Annotated in this window: 12 protein-coding genes and 1 pseudogene; 11 read left to right on the plus strand and 2 right to left on the minus strand. The window is 49.8% G+C overall.

The genetic code is table 11. The features are described from left to right. Positions 1 to 144: 144 nt before the first annotated feature. Positions 145 to 1029, minus strand: a complete 885-nt coding sequence (locus ACFQI7_RS19150; protein WP_218101318.1) for an AraC family transcriptional regulator — start codon at positions 1027 to 1029, stop codon at positions 145 to 147. Between the two features lie 122 nt (positions 1030 to 1151). Here ACFQI7_RS19150 and ACFQI7_RS19155 point away from each other — a divergent pair, with 122 nt between their 5' ends. The 6 genes from ACFQI7_RS19155 to ACFQI7_RS19180 all read left to right on the plus strand — a co-directional run bounded on the left by ACFQI7_RS19155 (position 1152) and on the right by ACFQI7_RS19180 (position 9462). Continuing rightward, positions 1152 to 2228 carry a Gfo/Idh/MocA family protein gene (locus ACFQI7_RS19155; protein ID WP_218101319.1) on the plus strand — a complete coding sequence of 359 codons (1077 nt, stop codon included), beginning with the start codon at positions 1152 to 1154 and terminating at the stop codon, positions 2226 to 2228. A 33-nt stretch (positions 2229 to 2261) separates the two neighbouring features. Further along, positions 2262 to 3098, plus strand: a complete 837-nt coding sequence (locus ACFQI7_RS19160) for a sugar phosphate isomerase/epimerase family protein (protein WP_218101320.1) — start codon at positions 2262 to 2264, stop codon at positions 3096 to 3098. A 257-nt stretch (positions 3099 to 3355) separates the two neighbouring features. Next, positions 3356 to 4306 carry an MTP-1 family protein gene (locus tag ACFQI7_RS19165; protein ID WP_218101321.1) on the plus strand — a complete coding sequence of 317 codons (951 nt, stop codon included), beginning with the start codon at positions 3356 to 3358 and terminating at the stop codon, positions 4304 to 4306. A 150-nt stretch (positions 4307 to 4456) separates the two neighbouring features. Then, entirely contained in the window at positions 4457 to 5767 is a 1311-nt protein-coding gene (locus ACFQI7_RS19170) for an ABC transporter substrate-binding protein (protein ID WP_218101322.1), read from the plus strand. Positions 5768 to 5793: 26 nt separating this feature from the next. Continuing rightward, positions 5794 to 5967 (plus strand): SRPBCC family protein, encoded by a 174-nt coding sequence (locus tag ACFQI7_RS19175; RefSeq protein WP_218101323.1) that lies wholly within the window; start codon positions 5794 to 5796, stop codon positions 5965 to 5967. Positions 5968 to 6381: 414 nt separating this feature from the next. Continuing rightward, positions 6382 to 9462, plus strand: a complete 3081-nt coding sequence (locus ACFQI7_RS19180) for a glycoside hydrolase family protein (RefSeq protein ID WP_218101324.1) — start codon at positions 6382 to 6384, stop codon at positions 9460 to 9462. 157 nt (positions 9463 to 9619) lie between these two features. Here the strand turns inward: ACFQI7_RS19180 and ACFQI7_RS19185 are convergent, their stop codons facing one another. After that, a complete protein-coding gene (locus ACFQI7_RS19185; protein WP_218101325.1) occupies positions 9620 to 10504 on the minus strand; it encodes a cupredoxin domain-containing protein in 885 nt (294 codons plus the stop codon). Between the two features lie 281 nt (positions 10505 to 10785). On the opposite strand from ACFQI7_RS19185, the gene ACFQI7_RS19190 reads away from it, so the two are divergent. From ACFQI7_RS19190 to ACFQI7_RS19210, 5 genes and pseudogenes are all read left to right on the plus strand, one after another. Continuing rightward, positions 10786 to 12231 carry an MFS transporter gene (locus ACFQI7_RS19190; RefSeq protein ID WP_218101326.1) on the plus strand — a complete coding sequence of 482 codons (1446 nt, stop codon included), beginning with the start codon at positions 10786 to 10788 and terminating at the stop codon, positions 12229 to 12231. A 159-nt stretch (positions 12232 to 12390) separates the two neighbouring features. Further along, on the plus strand, positions 12391 to 12723 hold the full coding sequence (locus ACFQI7_RS19195; RefSeq protein WP_230415369.1) for a metal-sensitive transcriptional regulator: 333 nt from the start codon (positions 12391 to 12393) through the stop codon (positions 12721 to 12723). 171 nt (positions 12724 to 12894) lie between these two features. Continuing rightward, the gene (locus ACFQI7_RS19200) at positions 12895 to 13227 is read left to right on the plus strand and encodes a metal-sensitive transcriptional regulator (RefSeq protein WP_230415354.1); all 333 of its coding nucleotides are present in this window, start codon (positions 12895 to 12897) and stop codon (positions 13225 to 13227) included. Beyond that, positions 13224 to 13424 (plus strand): copper chaperone CopZ, encoded by a 201-nt coding sequence (gene copZ / locus ACFQI7_RS19205; RefSeq protein ID WP_218101329.1) that lies wholly within the window; start codon positions 13224 to 13226, stop codon positions 13422 to 13424. The genes ACFQI7_RS19200 and copZ overlap by 4 nt, the downstream gene beginning before the upstream one ends. Positions 13425 to 13452: 28 nt before the next feature. After that, positions 13453 to 15683: pseudogene (locus tag ACFQI7_RS19210) on the plus strand (heavy metal translocating P-type ATPase). Positions 15684 to 15696: the final 13 nt, after the last annotated feature.

Here is a 15696-nt window from a genome sequence, read left to right on the forward strand (position 1 = left end):
TTTGTTGGAAGCCGGTCATTATATGACGGCATTCTCAAAATTGCATCCCAGGTCTCTCCCGCCGGACAATAGCGCGGCGCCTACCGGAAAGCCGGAATATGGGGTATATGCCTGCATGCGTGGTTCGCGAGCATACGGTATGATCTATAGCGCCGTTTCGTCCGCCTGCGTCTTCAACTTGCGGTATTCGGACGGTGATAAGCCCTTAATCCCTCGGAAAATCCGCGAGAACGTCTTATAGGATCCGTAGCCGACTTCCAGTGCGATTTCGGACACGCTCATCTCCGTCGAAACGAGCAGGCTGCACGCATGGCGGATGCGAAGATCCTGCAGGAAATGGACGTACGTTTGGCCGGTAGCTTGTTTGATCACTTCGCTGACCCGGGAGATGCTGAGCGAGAAGTGTTTGGCAATTCCGCCAAGTGTCAAGTCCTCCTGGTAGTTGCCGTTTATATAGTGGATGATCGGCCAGACGGCTCCTGCAGGCTGGCCTGACGCGGGCTCCTCGATCGGTGTTGTTTCATTCCGCCTCCGATAGCGGTCGAACCGGATGAGCAGCTCCTTCAGCTTAACCTGTAAGAAGCTGTTCCGCCACCGGTCGTTACCGGCGTATTCCTCCATCATTTCCTCCAGCAGCTTGTCCACCCGCGCTTTCTCCTCCCCTTCGAATTGAACGTAGGAAGGCAGCTGTTCGGTCCCGCTCACCATGCCGTTCATCAGCCCCTCTTGGTTCGGCTCCATGAGCAGTTCCATGCTGAACCGGCAATTGTACAGGATTAACTCCGATCCCGGATCGGTAAACAATTCATGAATTTGATACGGCAGCAAAAAAGAAAAAGTCCCCGGCTCCATCCGATGCTTTACCCCGTTGATCGTTTCCCAGCCGGTTCCGCTCTTGACATATGAAAATTCCAAGTAATCTTGCCGGTGGGAAGGGTAGCCTCTCTTCAGCCTATTGATTCCGAGCTCGAACCGGAACGGGCTGTCCATAGTAGAAAAGGTTTTCAAATATTTCGGGTATTGTGACATGATGACGGGTCCCTTCCGAAGAAATGGGATATTTATCGAAAAAAACGGAACGCTTTTTTCCTTCGTTTATTCTACCATAAATAGAGGAATAGAATGCTCATAACAGAGGAGGCCAAATGTTCATGGCAAACAATGAGAAAGTGAAAATCGGCATCATCGGCGCAGGCAATATCGGCGGCGTTCACATGAAGGAATTTTCCAAGCTGGCAGGCGATTGCGTCATCACTTCGGTTTACGACGCTTATGCACCTATGGCGGAGTCCCGCGCTAACGAGTTCGGCATCGCAACGGTGGCTAAATCCTTTGAAGAACTTATTAATAGCAAGGATGTAGATGCGGTAATTATCGGGGTGCCTAATCAATTCCATGCCCCGCTGGCTATTCAAGCGTTAAAAGCGAACAAGCATGTGCTGCTGGAGAAACCGATGGGGATCAGCGCGGATGCGGCAAGGGAAATCTATTCAGCCAGTCGAATATCCGATAAAGTGCTGATGGTGTCCCACCAAATGAGGTTTCAATCGGTAGCGCAGCAAATTAAAGATCAGGTTGTGGCCGGCGAGCTCGGACGCATCTATACGGCTAAGACCGGCTGGTTCCGCCGCAAGGGCATCCCGGGCTGGGGGACATGGTTTACGCGCATGGATCAGTCCGGCGGCGGTCCGCTTATCGATATCGGCGTTCATATGCTCGACCTTGCCTTGTATTTGATGGGCAATCCGAAGCCGGTGTCCGTCTACGGTGCCACTTACGCCGAGTTCGGCCCGCGGCGCAAAGGGATCGGCACGTGGGGAACGCCGAACTGGGATGGCATCTACGACGTAGAAGATTTGGCGACCGCGCTGATCAAGATGGAAGACGGCAGCACTTTGTCGCTCGAAGTAAGCTGGGCGGTACATATGGATACGGACAATACGCCGTTCATTCATCTGATGGGTACGGAAGGCGGCGCTGCATATAGAGGCAACAAAGGCAAGCTGCTGACCGAAAAATTTAATCGTCCAATCGAGACGGAGCTTAGCAAGCCTGAGAATGACGAAGGTGAGCGCGTACGCCTCAGCCGTCACTTCCTGCAGTGCGTCATAGAAGGCAAGCAGCCGATCAGCTCGGCGCTGACAGGTTTGACGAACAACCTCGTGCTCGATGCCATCTACGAATCTTCTAAGTCGGGCAACGAAGTCAAGTTGAACTGGAATCTGTAAATTCAAAACAATGGAAGAAAGAGGGAACGGAACATGCTGAGAGGATTAACGCGCGCCGGGATGGGCGATATCGGAAGCGATGAGCGGCTAATAGAGCTTGCCGGCAAATATGGCTTCCAGGCTGTGGATGTGGATGTCAGAGGTCTTGTCGAACGCAACTCCGTAGAGAAGGTGAAGGAGCTTCTGGAGCAGAACGGCCTCGTCATCGGCAATTTCGGCTTCGGCGTCGAGTGGAGAGCGTCGGAGGAGAGGTTCCAGGAAGGACTGAGCAAGCTGACTCAAGCCGCAGCCGCGGCTCAAGCAGTCGGTGCAAAGAACTGCTGCACCTACATTCTGCCTTCTACCGATCACAAGGCTGCACACTTCATGGCGCTCGCGACACGCCGCCTGCGTACGTGTGCGCAAATTTTGGACGCGTTCGGCCTGCGTCTCGGCCTGGAGTTCGTAGGCCCTCACCATTTGCGGACCAAATGGGCGAATCCGTTCATCTGGACGGTAGACGAGACGCTCGATTGGATCGATGCAATTGGCCAAAAGAACGTAGGGCTGCTGTACGATTCGTTCCACTGGTATACGAACGGCCTAACGGTTGCGGATATCGAGAAGCTGGATGTCAACCAGATCGTTCACGTGCATATTAACGACGCGCCGGATGTACCGGTGGAGGAAGCGCTCGATAGCGGCCGCGTCTATCCCGGCGAAGGCGTGATCGATTTGACCGGCTTCCTTCACGGTCTGCAGAACATCGGCTATAAAGGCGCCGTCTCCCAAGAAATTTTGTCGCAGAAGAAGCCGACGGACTCCCCGGAGGTTCTCGCACAGCGCTCCAAGGCTTGCTTCGACAAAGTGTTCGGCGCGGTTGGCCTGTAATCGCGGTTTGTGAGCGACTTAGAGTCGCCCGTGAGGCGAGAAGCACCGGTTTAAGCTCTACACCAAGGACGGCAAAACGGGCTTTAAGCCGATCAACGATCCTGATAACAATAACAAACCGGGATATAGGTCAGCACTGAGAAAAATGAGGAAAACCAGTCTGGATAAGATAGTTGCGGAATACCAGAAGCAATTTCAGGAATATCAGGCATCTCATAAATAAACGAGTCGAAAACAAAAGGAAGGTGTGGAGAAATTTGACCCTGCAGACGCAAAGAATTGAATTTGAAGCGACAAAAAAGATCTATGAGAGTGCGACCTTGGTGTTTCATGGCGTGGACGGTTTTGATGTCTACAATATTTCGATTCCGTTCATACGGGACGGGAAGCGCTATTTGTTCGGGCGGGTAGAACGTCGCGCGGAATGGGCCCGCTCTTGGGTCCGCCTGTTCGAGGAGACGGGACAGGATGAATGGACCGTGGTGGAAGATAGCATGATCTATACTCTGGAGGACCCTTACATCAGTGAGATCGGTGATGAGCTTGTAATGGGCGGGACTCATGTGCAATATCAGTGTGGAAGATACAGCACGTTTTTCGGCTATTTCTTCCGGGGCACCGATCTCCACAATTTGTACTACTTCACTACCGGACCTAACAAAATGAAGGATATTCGCCTTGTTCCGTTGTCGGATGGCAAGATCGGCGTATTCTCGCGTCCGCGCGGCGCAGAGACGAGAGGCAAATACGGGAGCGAATCAATGATCGGCTTCACGGTCGTTGACAGACTGGAAGAGTTGACTGCGGACGTCATCGAGAATGCACCGTACATTCACGGCATCTTCGGGGAAGGCGAATGGGGCGGCGTTAATCAGGCTTATCTGCTCGACAGCGGCAAAATCGGCATCATCGGCCACATTTGCTACCGGGATAAGGATGAGAACGGAGGGGAAGTGAAGGTGTACCTGAACATGGCCCTCGTCTTCGACCCAACCACCCGAGAGTCCTCGGACCTTCATTTGATCGGAAGTCGTCCCTGCTACCCGCCGGGACCTGCCAAGGCACCGCATTTGGTCGACTGCGTCTTTACTTCGGGCATTGTGATGCGTCCGGACGGCAAGGCCGATCTTTACAGCGGCATTGGCGATTGCCAGGCGGGACGTATTACGATCGACTATCCGTTCGAAGGACATGGGCGTATTGTCTAGAGGAGGAAGATGGGATGATTCGTTACGAATTTCCGCTGCACAACAGGCTTATCGAATGGACTGGCTTTGTTTCTAAGTGGACTGAATATTGTAACCGTTTGCAGAGGCATGGGCAACCTCGCTTCAACAATATGAATGGGGGGAAAAGACATGGGAATGAAACGAATGGCCGCACTTTCACTATTATTGTTTGCAACCGCTTGCAGTAATGATAAGGAAGGTAAAGCGGTTGGGGAGCAGCCAGCCGGTGAGAACAATGCTCCGCCGCAAGTTTCGACTGAACCCGTCACGATCAAGTTCGGCCTGAGCATGGGATGGCTCGGTCCGGGTGAGTTCCAGAAATACATTGAGGAACCCGTGAAAAAACGCTATCCCCACATCACGATTGAAGTCATTGATTTTACAAAACCAGAGAATGCATTTGATAAGCTGATCGCCGCCGGTAACGTCCCGGATCTGGTCATGACCGCTTCACCGATCATTTACCGGTTTGTGGGAACCGGAATGGAAGACAGTATCGAGCCGTTGATCAAAAAATTCAATTTCGATCTCTCCCGGTTGAACCCGATAGCTGTGGAATCGGTGAAATCATCAAGCCGGCAGGACCAGTTGATCGGCCTTCCCTGGACGATGCACTTTAGCGGTCTATATTACAACAAAGACATCTTCGATAAATTCGGCGTACCGTATCCGAAGGACGGCATGACTTGGGAGGACGCTAGAGAGCTCGCCAAAAAAGTGACGCGTAACGACGGTGGTGTGCAGTATCGAGGCCTGGAACCGGATAAATCCACTCGTGTAGCATCCGCGTTATCCTACAGCTTCGTCGATCCGGTAACGGAAAAAGCAACCGTAAACAATGATAACTGGAAAAAAATATTTGAGCTCTTGAAGAGCATCTACGATATTCCGGGAAACAACGTATACCGATTGGCCGGGGATGGCTATAACCAGTTTACCAAAGAACGGACGCTCGCCATGTTAGCCTCGGTTAATAATTTGCCGAATTTGAAGGAGGTTCCGGATCTGAATTGGGATTTGGCTCAGTACCCGTCGTTCCGTGAACGTCCTAACACGGGCATGCAGGTCGATGAGTGGATACTTCATATCACGGCGCAAAGTAAGTATAAAGATCAAGCGTTTCTAGTCATCTCCACGATTCTATCCGATGAGGTGCAAATGGAAGTAGCTCGGAATGCAAGGTTTCCAGTACTGAAGATAAATAACATCGAGCAAGAGTTCGGCAAAAATATGCCTCATTTGCAAGGTAAGCATTTAAAGCCCGCCTTTTTGAGTAATCCGGCCAAAGCGCTGCCGGTAAGTAAATATGACTCATTCGCGGAAGGTTATATGAGCGGCGCCATCGGCCCAGTGGTCAAAGGCGAGAAGGATATTAACACGGCGCTGCGTGAAGCTGAAGAACAGATTAACAAAAATATTGAAACGAACAAACAAAAATAACTCAGCAATGGTGGGGTCCGCGCGTCATGACGACGATTGTGGACAGTTTGGATGTGAGAAAGGGTGGAGTTTGGTGGTATGTCCAGCGCGATCCGGCCGGTAACGAGTATGCCCATAACGGACTTTTTCACGAAACGGCGCGCCGGAGCGGCTTGTCCATACGTACGAATTCGAAGGCGGCCCGTCTGTCGGGCTGGTAACAGTGACTTTTGAGGAACTGCCGGGAGGAAGCCAAATGCAGTTGCATAGCGATGGTCTAAAATTAACATTATTTAACCGCTCAATTCGGTCAACGTCATCTATGTGTCCTGGCCGGCACTGCACGACTTCTGGCAACTGGCCATTTGCCAGAATTTATCGATAATTATCCGCCATATCCGAATGGATCCATTGAAAAAATTCATGTGCACGCAGTATTAGACAGCATTCTGTATGCCGGCATACTTCACCGCCGAGCTTGTTCCGTTACCCGGGGCAGGCTCTTTGGCGCGAAATGTCTGTTATCCTCACATCGCAGGATCGAAACCATATGTCAGGCAATGAACTGTTTTTATTATAATACAATCGAGACATTATACGTGTATCGTTGCGTCTTTTTTTGAATGGGAGGCTATATGAAAAATAAGTACTTGATCGTACTCACCGCGGGAGCCGTACTGGCTGCAGGAGCGGTAATCGCCGGTCTGAACGGCGGCTTGCCCTGGCGAGCATCAAATCAGGAGGTGAAGGAAATCACTCCGGTAAACAATAAGGATAATGACGGGAACCTAGCGGCACAACCGGTTGATAAGAGGCTGCTCAATAATCTGTTCCGTATCTCGTCCGGGCCCGACCAAGGAAAGAAGGTTCCGCTGTACGACGGCACGATCGAAAAGTATAACGGCTATTATTATGCGGCCGGAACCGGTACCTCCGGTACGCTGTACCGGTCCAAGGATATGATTCATTGGGAAGGGCCGGTCCGGTTCATCTCGAACGACCCCGCTACGCTTCCGAAGTTTGCCGGCAAGGACGGTACCTTTACGGAGTACGGCGCATCAGACTTTTATTATCATAATGGCGTCATGTTCTATGGCTTTAACAGCAACAACCTGATTCACGGAAGACCGGACACGATGCATACGGATAAGCCTCAGTTTCAGCACAGCTTTACGGAGGAGCAGTTCGATACGGGGATCGACCTGCAGTTTATGGTCGCGCATAACGGAGACTTGCTTTATTTGCGAAAGGCAAATCCTGCAGAATCAAACCCGAATACGGGGGAGCCGTTAAGAGGGAAGGCCGGTGTCTGGCTATGGAAGGTGCAGTCCTTCTTCAATGAACGGGGGAACCCGGGTCGAAGTCTTGCGAAAGAGCTGCTTCATACACAGCCGGGACATTGGGGCAACATCAATTTCGTTAATTTCGAAGGACCGGAGATGTACTATCATAACGGTCAGTATTATTTGCTCTATGCGGCTAATCAGATGTTTCCGGAAACAGGATTATACGAAACCGGGGCCGCGCAGGCAACGAATTACGATGCTTTCACCAATGCGAGCAAATATCCGGGCAAGCTGCTCGCCCGAAATCTCGAACGGCTTCTGCTCCACTATAAAGTGCTTCTGCCGACCTCGGAGCATGGTTCGCAGACGTATACATACACCTATGATCAGCCCGCTGCCGGCTGGGAAGGTGCAGCGTTCGACGATTTCAGCTGGAAGAAAGGGGAAGGCGGCTTCGGCTGGCCGACGCATAACAGAGCCCGGATTCCAAGCATCTATAATGGCGGAGTGACGAGCGAAGCTCAAATGTGGGGAGCGCCGAAGGGACCTGCCCATATATGGACGCGCCGGACGTTCAAGGTGGACATTGTTCCGGAGAAGGCGGTCCTTCGTCACCGGCTGCAGGGTGAAGGGAAGATATATATTAACGGGAAGCTGGTAACGAGCGTGAAGGCTTCCAACCGAGCGTACCAATTCATCGAGATTCCTGCGGGACTGTTGAAGAAGGGCGATAATGTCATTGCCGCCGATGCGGTCAAGCTGGGAAGTAATCCGAATCATCTCGATTACGGAGTGTTCGATACGAACGGAATGCCGGTTGAGCCGGATATTGTCGGTCCTACCCAGCCTAATGTTATTAAGGGGCCGAACGGCTTTGAGACTTGGGCCGTTTACAAAGCGTTCTGGAACAGCGAGAACGGCCAGGGCAAGGACCGGTTGTTTTTCTGGGGAGACGAGATGGTGGCAGACGGCGTAACGTCCGGACAATCTCCGGGCATGCACTTCGATGCGTTCTTGCCGACCTTCGAGGACAGATACGACTCCACGGACAGCATGGGTCACTATGAGAATGTTCCGGAGGGCGTCTCCGTCAAGGACGGAGCTCTTCTGCTCGATGCCTCCGGACAACAGAAGCAGGTGCTGCTGAAGGGCTACACGGGTGCGAACTTCTTCTTGGAAACGAACATCCGGTTCGACGGTCAAGCCGCAGGCAAGCTTGGTCAGGCCGGCGTTACCGTATGGTATAAGGATGAAGCGAATGCCGTTCGGCTCCTTGTGGATCGCGACAAGAGGCAGCTGATTGTATCCGGTGTATTGGACGGGAAATCTGAAGTCAAGACGTTCGAGCTTCCGTACACGTTCAAGTTTCTTGAGGAGGACGTACGGGTATCGGGCTTCGGGGAGCAGTATCATACGTTGAAGGTGTATAAGAACGGCTCCCGATTGTTTGCCGAGCTTGATCACTACAAGCTCAATAACGACAGACCTGTTGTGGAGGACGAACGGCTGGCAGGTCCGGGCAAAATCGGCATGGCTGCATCCGGCTCCAAGGTCAGTATGGACAATACCGTACTTACAACCGGATGGAGCGAATACAAGTCATACGTGAACGGATGGGACGCTTCATGGTCGATAACCGGAGACGGACTAAAGTCGCCTGCTGGCGGGAAGGCGTTGACGGTCAAAGGAGACCGGGTAAGCGAGCATGAATTTTCCGTCAATGTAGACTCTGTCAAACTACCCAAGTCGGGAGAAGCGGGCATCGTCGTCGCTTATGTAGATGAGAGCAATTATGTCGTCGCATACACCGACTTTGCCGCCAAGCAGCACGTGCTGCGTCAAGTGAAGGACGGCAAAGAAACGGTGCTGGCCAAAGCGCCGACCACCCGGTATACGATCTACGGACATTCCAACTATGACGGACAGGTTCAGAAGGAGTATGTATACAATGTGCAAGGAGCCGCGCAAATTTCTCAAGCGAAGATTTTGTGGACCGCTGGAGAGTTCGACTACTTGAATACAACCTTCCAGCTGCCGGAATCTTCGTCTTCGTCCTTCGGCTTGGACAGCAGAGCGTCGGCGGAAGGGAAGTGGGAGGCTCTGCCCGTCGACTATCAAGCAAAAGGAAAAGGCGATTACAACATCGCGGATTTCAAATCGGCCGTTACTGCCGGCCAGCTGCGTCTGCGTGTACCGGCTGCGAACAACCGTCCGTTCTCCTTCGCGCTCCGCGAGGAAATTAGCTCCCAAAATTTTTACAGGACGGTTCGGCTGGACGGACGTCTTTTTGTCTGGGTCAACAATCGGCTCCTATTCAATATGGAGGACCCGTTCGCGAACAAGCCGGCTCAGGCCGGATTGTATACGAACAACTGCGAAGCGCTGTTCGATTCCATAACAGCCTTTGAGATCGGCGAGGCTGCCAAGTAACAGCGGAAGACAGCATCCGATGAAAATGGGGACGCATCTGAGACTAGTCGCTTGATGCTTTGGAAAGAACTGCATCCTTCGAAAAATTTTAACAAGCTACTAAAAACACCGACCATAGGGTCGGTGTTTTATTGCAGGCGGACATTTCGTCTCTTTACTACTTTGAGACCTGAATTGAAGCGGTCATTCCAGCGTGCTTATGCCCCGGCAATGTGCATATAACTTGGTAATAGCCAGGCTTATCAAAGCTAACAACTAGACTACTTTTTTTACCGGGTGCCGCATGAATGTGAATGTTGGTTCCGACGATTTCAAAGTCATGCTCTACTTGTCCTGCATTATCCAGAGTGATTTTAATTTTTTGATTTAGAACGATGTGTATGGAACCGGGATGAAATGAATATTCCATTGCCCGAACAAGAAGCTCTGTGTCAGCACTTAGGTTTGCCTCATTTGCGGAATTCTCATGATCATGACCCAAATGATTGTGGGATTGATCGGCTGAAAGTCGGCTGGATTCTTTAAAAGGGCCCATTTGTGTCGACCCAAGAACAAGACCAACCACTAAAAACATGGAAAGTGGCTTGGATAATAAAAATGTTCTTTGCCTTAAAAGATCCGGCTTGATTTCCGATTGCAGCATTACAAAGAGGAGAAAGATGATCCCGCTGAAGAGTACGGATACGACCTTGACCGTGACCAAAGTGTACGGAGATGGCATCATCACCGTGAGCATCGTTCCCATCATGCCGCCCATGATCCCGGATAATAATCCATCCAGTACAGCCATAAGACTGATAGGTCCCCCGATGAATGCCCCAACTACTCCACCAATCAGCATACTGATTACCGACGATTGGAAAAATTGCCCCGGGAGCCAAAGTGCAAGAATCGTTCCCATTGTTAAGCCTACAGCCATGCCCATTGTCATAGCCGCCATCATGCCAACCATACAAGTGAGTTGTTTTCGAAAGGCAAAGATAAACCCCGTAACCCAGAAAGTGAGAATGCCGAATAAACTACTTATCAGAATGGTATACATATACTATTCCCCCTAACCCTATATTTAATGGATATGGCCTGGCCAACATTTTTATGTCAGAGGGGGATAAAAAAGACCGGGAATTCTGAAAAAAATGACTAGGGATTTGTGGTTATATAAAAACAAAGTGTTGACAATAGGGTAGGGGGCTATACTATAATCAATAGCGAACTCCGGTAAATTGTGGATCCCAATAACCTCGTTTAGAGACGGCCGTCACGAACGTTATTATCGCATGATGGGGATCCATCGGAGGATTCTTATAAGCTGGAGGTTAAATCATGTCTACGCAATCACAGGCTTTATCACAAGCCGATCCAAAACGTTGGAAAGCGTTGGCGTTGCTATGCCTTGCAAATTTTATGGTGATTATGGATACCTCAATTATTGGGGTAGCATTGCCTGCCATCAAAGAAGCGCTCGGCTATACACAGGAAAGCTTGCAATGGGTATTTAACGCGTATGTCATTTTCTTTGGAGGTTTGCTGTTGCTCGGAGGCCGATTATCGGATCTCTTTGGCCAGCGTAACATCTTTATGTGGGGATTCACCATCTTGACTTTAGCTTCATTGCTTGCGGGTCTTGCTTGGAATGATGGGGCGCTTAATGTTGGCCGGGCAGTACAGGGGTTCGGTTCCGCTTTAATTGCTCCATCGGCTTTAACGATCGTCATGATGTTGTTTAGTGGTAATCCTAAGGAACTAGGCAAGGCCTTGGGTTTCTGGGGGGCTTCAGCAGCGGCTGGTGGATCTGCCGGAGTTTTTCTGGGAGGGGTCATTACCGAGTGGCTGAGCTGGAAATGGACTTTTCTAATTAATGTTCCAGTTGGTATTCTTGCTTTACTGTTAGCTCCGGTATTGTTGTCGAAAGGGATGCGCAGAAAAGGGAGCATTGACTTCGCGGGTGCCATCTTCGTAACAGCGGCTTTGGTATTGATTGTATACGGCATTGTAACTGCGGAACACAATGGATGGGGATCACCATCCACTTTATGGACGATTATTTTGGGAGCTGTTCTTTTCATTCTATTCCTCATTATTCAGGCAGTTAAAAAAGAACCGCTTGTACCGCTCCGAATATTTAGAGCACCGAACCTGGCTGCCGGAAATATCGCGCTCATTATGTTGTCCGGGGGATGGATACCGCTTTGGTATTTCCTTAATCTTTACATGCAGCAAGTCTTGAAGTTTTCCGCTTTCGCCGGCGGTGTTGCATTGCTTCCGATGACGATTCTCATAGCGATCTTCATGATGTTCATTACAGGTAAATTGATTGGAAGGTTCGGTATGAAGGCCAATTTGGTGATCGGTTTGATTGCTCTTGGGGTATCGATGCTACTATTCTCGGGAAATACGCCTGTAGACGGTACCTTTATCGCGAATGTGCTCCCGGCTTCGCTATTGGGTGCGCTAGGAATGTCACTGGCTTATATCCCGGCTACGATGGCAGCCATGTCAGGAGCTAAACCGGAAGAGGCAGGTCTGGCATCCGGGCTTGCCAATACGAGCTATCAGATCGGTTCGGCTATTAGTTTGGCTATTATGGTTGCACTCGCAGCGAGGGCGACAGCTTCCCAAACTGTGAATGATCCGTTAACAGCTCTCAATACTGGATTTCATCAAGCATTTTTCTGGTCCGGTATTGTCGCTTTTATAGGGGCGATTTTAGCGTTCTTATTTATCCGATCTCCTAGACCAGGGGATTCAAACAGTCCAACAGCTATGTAGTTTCGATAGGTCTCCGGCCAAACCACCTGCTTGGCTGGAGGCTTCTGTTATATATTAACGACCTGAATATCACACGCCAACCGAATCTCATTGTATAGGGGGTGGGAGTATAGTATAATAGCTTGTAAAGGAGGCGGCTATATGAGCTTGGAGAAAGAAATGCTGAATCAAGGTAGTGAGCATGATTCGAGTTGCTGCACGCCTGATGGTTCTGAACGCAAAAGCCATCATTCTGATAAAGTAAAAAGCAGCTTGACCAGCCGCTTGAATCGAATTGAAGGACAGATACGCGGTATTAAAGGGTTAATTGAAAAGGATACGTATTGTGATGATGTGCTGAACCAGATTGCATCGGTCCAATCCGCTTTGAATGGAGTCGGAAAACTGTTGCTGGAGCATCATCTTAAAAGTTGTGTTATCGAGCGGATCCAAGAAGGGGATACCGAGGTCTTGACGGAACTTATGACAACGATGAATAAATTGATAAAATAAGAAAAATCAGATGTTTAACGCCTCCGGCTTATAAATTCTGATTCTAAAAGATGTGGCAGCTGTGTGCTGCTTTTTCTTTATTCAAAAATATAGGGTGCAGGGGTATCGTAAAAATCGTTGACTAATTATAGGGTAGTGGGGTATACTACGAATGCAAGGAGATCGATGGAAATGAATGCTAAGGAATCGATGAAATCATTTCCTGACCATCAAGAAACACAACTTAATCCGAAAGTAAAACTCGCAATCCAGCTGAGATTAAATCGGATTGAGGGCCAGGTTCGCGGTGTACAGAGGCAAGTGGAACGAGATGAATTTTGCGATCAGATCTTAAACCAACTTGAAGCTATCCATTCCGCGCTAAATGCAGTAGGCATTTTGCTTCTGTCGAATCATTTGAAATCATACGCGACGAGATGTAGCTCAAGGAGTTATGAGTCCATTACACAGGAAATGCTAAAAACACTGAACATTTTGATTAAAAGAAGGGATGACGAAAAATGAAAAACATTACATTACAAGTTCAAGGTATGAGCTGCCAGCATTGCGTTAATTCCATTGAAGGGGCACTCAAAGAAATCAGAGCACAAGGCAAGGTCGATCTCAAGAACAATTCGGTGGATATATCGTATGACGAAAACCAAATTACAATAGAACGCATCAAAGAAACCATCGAAGAGCAAGGCTACGACGTTTTGTAATTTCATTGATAACAAGGAGTGAACGATTGTGGAAACAACCGCTACGCAGGAATCCAAGCAAACGACTTTGCAAATCACGGGTATGACTTGTGCAGCTTGCGCTAACCGTATTGAGAAGGGACTTAGCAAGATGCCCGGTGTTACAAACGCCTCTGTCAATTTTGCGATGGAAACGGCACGTGTCGAGTATTCTGCGGGTGAAGTCTCGATCGAGGATATGCAAAACAAAGTCAAGCAGCTTGGCTATAAAGCGATCACGAATCAGGAAAATGAAGACGCTGGACACCATCGCGAACATGAAGTTCGGCTTCAAAAACGGAAATTACTCATTTCGGCGATTCTTTCATTCCCACTTTTGTGGAGCATGGTAGCTCACTTTTCATTTACCTCATGGATCTACATGCCGGAAGTGCTTATGAATCCATGGTTCCAGCTTATCTTGGCCACTCCGGTACAATTTTATGTCGGAAGACAGTTTTATGTAGGTGCTTATAAGGCACTTCGCAATGGCAGTGCAAACATGGACGTTTTGGTCTCACTTGGCACCTCGGCCGCTTACTTCTACAGTTTATACCTAACGATCAATTGGGCCGTTCAGGGAGCTAGCGCCCATCATGGACCATCCTTGTACTATGAGACGAGTGCAATTCTGATCACGCTGGTCATTTTAGGAAAACTGTTTGAATCGCTCGCCAAAGGCCGCACATCGGAAGCGATCAAATCTTTGATGGGCCTGCAAGCGAAAACGGCTTTGGTTGTTCGTGACGGCCAGGAACTGACAATTCCATAGATGAAGTCATCGTAGGGGATATTGTACTGGTGCGTCCTGGAGATAAAGTGCCGGTGGATGGAGAAGTGCTCGAAGGCGTATCGTCAGTAGATGAATCGATGCTCACAGGCGAAAGTCTTCCTGTAGAGAAGAAAGCCGGCGACGCGGTCATCGGAGCCACGATCAACAAAAATGGTATGCTCCGGATAAAAGCAACGAAAGTCGGCAAGGAAACAGCACTTGCACAGATTATTAAAGTCGTGGAAGAAGCGCAGGGCTCCAAAGCACCGATTCAGCGGGTAGCTGACATCATCTCTGGCATATTTGTTCCTATTGTTGTTGGGATTGCGGTGGTAGCTTTCTTGGTATGGTACTTCTTTGTCACACCGGGTCAATTCGCCGAGGCTTTGGAAAAAGCGATTGCTATTCTCGTCATTGCTTGCCCTTGCGCACTCGGTTTGGCAACGCCGACCTCCATCATGGCAGGATCCGGACGCGCAGCAGAACTCGGTATTTTGTTCAAAGGCGGAGAGCATCTGGAGCAAACGCACAAGATTGACGCGATCATTCTGGATAAGACTGGCACCGTCACAAAGGGGAAACCGGAGCTGACAGATGTTTTAGCAGAAGAAAACGAAACGGAATTCCTTCGACTCGTCGGCGCGGCGGAGAAAAATTCGGAGCATCCGCTTGCGGAAGCGATCGTTGCGGGCATTCGGGAAAAAAATATCGAGCTGCCAGGTACGGAATCATTCGAGGCAATCCCGGGATTCGGAATCAAAGCGGTGGTGGAAGGCAAACAACTGCTTATCGGTACACGCCGACTGATGGAAAAGTACGAAATAGAAGCGAAGCATGCTTATGAATTGATGGCTCGGTTGGAAGAATCAGGAAAGACAGCTATGCTTGTTGCGATCAATAACCGATATGCCGGAATGGTCGCCGTGGCGGATACGATTAAGGAAACCTCGAAGGCTGCGGTCAGCCGGCTGAAAGAAATGGGAATTCAGGTCATTATGATTACAGGAGATAATGAACGGACAGCCAAGGCGATTGCGGCTCAAGTCGGCATCGACCATGTTCGCGCAGAAGTGCTTCCGGAAGGAAAAGCAGAAGAAGTGAAGAAGCTGCAAGCTCAAGGGAAAAAGGTGGCTATGGTTGGGGACGGTATCAATGATGCACCTGCATTGGCGACGGCAGACATTGGCATGGCTATCGGTACCGGCACAGATGTGGCCATGGAAGCAGCAGATGTAACTCTCATGCGCGGCGACCTGGCAAGCATCCCGGATGCGATTTATATGAGCCGCAAAACGATGAGCAACATCAAGCAAAACTTGTTCTGGGCTCTTGGGTATAACACCCTCGGTATACCGATTGCTGCAATTGGGTTGTTGGCACCATGGGTAGCAGGCGCGGCGATGGCATTAAGCTCTGTCTCCGTCGTTCTCAATGCACTTCGCCTGCAGCGTGTTAAAGTTCGCCACTAAAAAAACGTTAGAA

The organism is Paenibacillus allorhizosphaerae, assembly GCF_042659105.1.
In the GTDB taxonomy this organism is placed as follows: Bacteria; Bacillota; Bacilli; order Paenibacillales; family NBRC-103111; genus Paenibacillus_G; species Paenibacillus_G allorhizosphaerae.